The 4,331-nt window shown below is 46.5% G+C and carries 3 protein-coding genes; 2 read left to right on the forward strand and 1 reads right to left on the reverse strand.

Annotated features, from left to right (window positions below; all coding sequences use genetic code 11):
• Positions 1-2,277, reverse strand: a 2,277-nt coding sequence (locus IQR33_RS34420) for a cadherin-like domain-containing protein (protein ID WP_228014146.1), incomplete at its 3' end; no start/stop codon positions are given.
• A 182-nt stretch (positions 2,278-2,459) separates the two neighbouring features.
• Here IQR33_RS34420 and IQR33_RS25745 point away from each other — a divergent pair.
• Positions 2,460-2,828 carry a hypothetical protein gene (locus IQR33_RS25745; protein WP_031777210.1) on the forward strand — a complete coding sequence of 123 codons (369 nt, stop codon included), beginning with the start codon at positions 2,460-2,462 and terminating at the stop codon, positions 2,826-2,828.
• Positions 2,829-2,837: 9 nt separating this feature from the next.
• Positions 2,838-4,187 carry an HlyD family type I secretion periplasmic adaptor subunit gene (locus IQR33_RS25750; protein ID WP_005375593.1) on the forward strand — a complete coding sequence of 450 codons (1,350 nt, stop codon included), beginning with the start codon at positions 2,838-2,840 and terminating at the stop codon, positions 4,185-4,187.
• Positions 4,188-4,331: the final 144 nt, after the last annotated feature.

The raw sequence follows: 4,331 nt of genomic DNA on the forward strand, positions 1-4,331 counted from the left end.
ATTCTCGTTTGGCGCGAAGCTGCACGTGCCATCATCGTTAACGGTGAAAATGCCATCCGGACCATCGTAACTAATGCCAACAAGCTCTACATCGCCTTCCACATCAGAGGCATTCAACAGCACTTGCGACTCACTAAAGGTCAGAACTGAGTCTTCATCAATGGTGTAAGAAGTTGGTCCTGCGACTGGTGGATCGTTCACTTCCAGCACCGTAATGCCAGCAGTGGTGGCATCCGTTGCGCCTTCTTCATCAGCGACGACAACATCAAGCGTCACTTCACCATTAAAGTTTTCATTTGGAGAGAAGGTGTACGTACCGTCACCATTGATTTGCAACACACCATCGCTGCCAGAGTAGCTCACGCTATCTATCGAGACATCCCCTTCTAAATCCGAAGAGTTTGCCAACAGCTGCGCGTCAGAAATGGTAATAGAGTTGTCTTCGTGAACCGTGTAAGACGTTGAGCCTGCCACCGGAGGATCATTCACCGGCGTAACGCTCACATCTACATTCGCTGAAACTGTATCTGTGCCATCAGATACGTCGAAGCTGAAGTTTACATCGCCATTGAAGTTCTCATTTGGCGCAAAGCTATACGTGCCATCGCCATTGTCAGTTAGAACGCCGTCGGTGCCTTCATAGCTGATTCCCGTTACAGAAAGGTCATCGCCTTCAATGTCGGTCGCACCAGCAAGCAGATCCGCATCAGTAAATTGCAGCGTGCCGTCCTCTTCCACACTGAATTGTTGGTCTTGAGGAACAGGCAAATCGTTGATTGGGTTAACGGTTAGATCAGCGGTTGCTTGAACGGTATTCGTGCCATCTGAAATATCGAAGCTGATGTCGATGTCACCGTTGAAATCTGCGTCCGGTGTGATGGTGAAGCTGCCATCGTCGTTTTGAGTCACCGTCGCGTTGCCATCTACCGAAAGATTAGATGCCGTCAGTGCATCACCTTCCACATCGGAAGCTTGCGACAACAACTGCTCTTGGCTCAAACGAATCGAGCCATCTTCATCCACCGAGTAAGCAAGATTGCCAGATACTGGTGCGTCATCGACAGGCGTAACACTGACATCAATGTTGGCAGAAACCGTATCCGTGCCGTCGGACACATCAAAGCTGAAGTTTACATCGCCATTGAAGTTTTCATTTGGCGCAAAAGTGTAAGTCCCGTTACCGTTGTCGGTCAGGATGCCATCGCCACCATCGTAACTCACACCCTCAACTGTTAGGTTATCGCCTTCAATATCCGTTGCGCCAGCAAGCAGGTCAGCATCGGTGAAGATCAGAGTTCCGTCCTCTTCCACCTCAAAGGTTTTATCTTCAGGCACTGGTGCGTCATTGATTGGACGAACAGTTAAATCAATCGAACTAGAAATGGTTTCTTGACCATCACTGATATCAAACGTTAAGTCGAGTTCACCATTAAAATCAGCTTCAGGTGTGACGGTATAAGTGCCATCACCATTATCCACAACTGATGCATTAGCACCCACTTGCACGTTAAATGCGGCAAGATCATCGCCATCAACATCACTCGCGTACCCGAGAAGTTGTTCTTGAGTGAAGGTAATAGTGCCATCTTCATCCATGATGTATGCCAGATCTTGCCCTACTTCTGGCGCGTCATTTTCACCTTCGACTTTAATTTGGAACGTCTCGCTCGTAGTTTCGGAGTCGAAATCGTCTTCTACTTGCGTCGTGGTTTCTTCGCTGGTGTCTTGTACATCCACCGCGAAGCTCTCTTCAGTGGTTTCTGAATCTAGCTCGTCACCACCTTGAGAACCTTCAGAGTCTGAAGAAGCACTTGGCGCAGATGAAGTTTGTACCGCTTGTCCTTGCGCTTCATTGCCTTCTGCGTCCGAACCACCTTCAGAGCCAGAGGCATCACCACCACCGACCGCTTGGGCACCCGCCCCAGAATCCGAACCACCGCTGCCCAGAGCCTCGTCACCTGATTCTCCGCTAGAAGCTACACTATCAACAACATTGGATTGTGCAGCGTCAGAGTCGCTGCTACTTTCAGTATCCTCTTCTTGAACTGCGCCACCCGAGCTCACTGCTTCTTCTTCCGTACCCGCGCCACTAGGATTTTCTTCCATCGCACGATTGGCTTCATCAACAGCATCTGCACTTTCAGCACCAGTCGCTACAGTCGAAGAGACGGTCGACTGCTGTTTTTCTTCTTTTGTCCCCGTATCCTTCGTTTCTGTTTGCTCTACCGCATCGTTAAGCTTTTCATTGTCTTTTTCTTGATTAGTGTCGCCTGCCATTACAGCCTCCGTTGCTTTTAGCTAACTGATCGTATTTAGAGGCAGTAAAGGACACCATTTTTAGAAACCAACTTTTTTATACAACTTTTTTCATACCTTTCGAGTTCCATAAAAACAAAAAAATTTGAAAACCCAGTATAAAGATCCTTACTTGTTGTCATTAAAGCAATTAGTGCGGTGGGATAATGATAAATATGACAAATCTGTTGCGCTCAGTCGACAACAGCCATAAAGGGCTGCAATTGCTATTAGGCGATTTTTACCAAGATTTCAGTGACGCAGGGATTGATATTGAGATGCTGCATAAACAAAACCGTTTTGAAGCACTCAGATGTTATTCAAAAAGACTAAAGACCATTCTCGTCTTGTTATGTGATGACGACTTACCACCAAAATTGGCAAAGCTTGAACACTTAAACAAACACCATTTCCCTGCTCCTAATGAATTGATTGAGGACGTTAAAACCGAGCTTAACAACGTAAACAAACAAATTAGCCAGCTGTTAAAAATCGAAAATTCAATCGATAGCCGCACAGGTAGTGAATCGTAGGGGTGGCTCATGAGTAATAAGCAAATAGAACATCACCTCAAAAAGGCGCTCGTTTCGAACAACGAAGCTTCGAAGGTAACAACAGACGATACAATCGTGCTAGCCAGTGCAATGACCAGCGTACACAAAACCTTGCTGGTTATCTTTTTGCTTTCCATGGTGGCTATCGCCGTGGCATCTCAGGCTCGTATCGACATTGTGGTGTCGGTGCGCGGTGAGCTATTGCTCGAATCTGACATCGAAAAAGTGCAACACCTTGAAGGCGGTATTCTAGAAGAAATGCTAGTGCGCAAAGGCGAAGTAGTTTACGAAGGTCAGCCTATTGCACGCCTTCGCTCTCTGGATAGAAACACTCAACTCGATACGGTAAACACAGAGATCATTCAGCTAGAGCTAGACAAGATTCGTTACGAAAGCCTGCGCGATATGGTGGAACCCGATTTTTCTGCCTACATCGAAAAGTACCCAGAATTAGTGCAAGTCAACATGAATACCTGGCAGCAAGAATTTTCTAAAAACCGTTCCAATGAAGAGTTGATCACTCACGATATCCAACATAAGAATTCGCTTATTGATTCAATGCTCAAGCGCCGTAAAAGCTCCGAGAACCAGCTCTCCTTGATACGCAAGCAGCTCAATATTAAGAACACCTTGTACAAAGAGGAAATGGCGTCTTACGTCGATGTTCTGAATATGCAGGTTCAAGAGTCAAACATGGTGCGTGAGATAGAAAACCTTGATGAGTCGGTCATGAATGAGCGCTTCCAACTCGACAAATTAGAGAAGCAGTACCGAGACTTGGTGGAGAATCGTAATGCCGAGTATCAAGCGCAAATCATTCAAGCAAACAAGGACTTAAAGTTGAAACGTATATTGCGTCCTCAACACTCAGATAAAGTGGATCGCCTCGTGGTTTACGCCCCTATTGACGGTGTAGTAGATAAAGTGCACTTCAACTTCCGCTCCGCTGTGATACCGCCAGGTGAAAGCATCGCGGACATTGCACCGATCAATAACGCCCTTCATGGAGAGGCGAAGATCCCGCGTAAAGACATGGGTTTTGTAGAAATCGGACAAGCGGTCAAAGTGAAGATGGATACCTACAACTTTGCCAAATACGGATTTTTGGAAGGTCGAATTGCATCGATCAGCCGTTCTTCTTATGAAGAAGAAGACGCTGAATTCTACCTCGCGGAAATCCAAATCAGTCAAAACTATCTAGAGCGCGGAGGCACACAATACAAGCTGTCCCCTTATATGGAGTTTACCGCAGACGTGAAAACAGGTTCACGCCGGGTTATCGAATACGCAGCGAAGCCGGTTATGTCGGCTATCGAAGACGCATTCGATGAGAGGTGATGGATGAGTAGCAAACCTTCTTACAATATTTCCGTTCCTGTTATGCGCCTAAGCATTGCTTTCAGCTTGATGCTGGCTGCCCTCGCCTTTTATTTGTATATCTCTTGGGAAAAAGTGGATTCAGTCGAGAAAGTGCAAAATGCG

The sequence above is a fragment of the Vibrio sp. OPT46 genome (genome assembly GCF_015163535.1).
GTDB lineage: Bacteria > Pseudomonadota > Gammaproteobacteria > Enterobacterales > Vibrionaceae > Vibrio > Vibrio alginolyticus.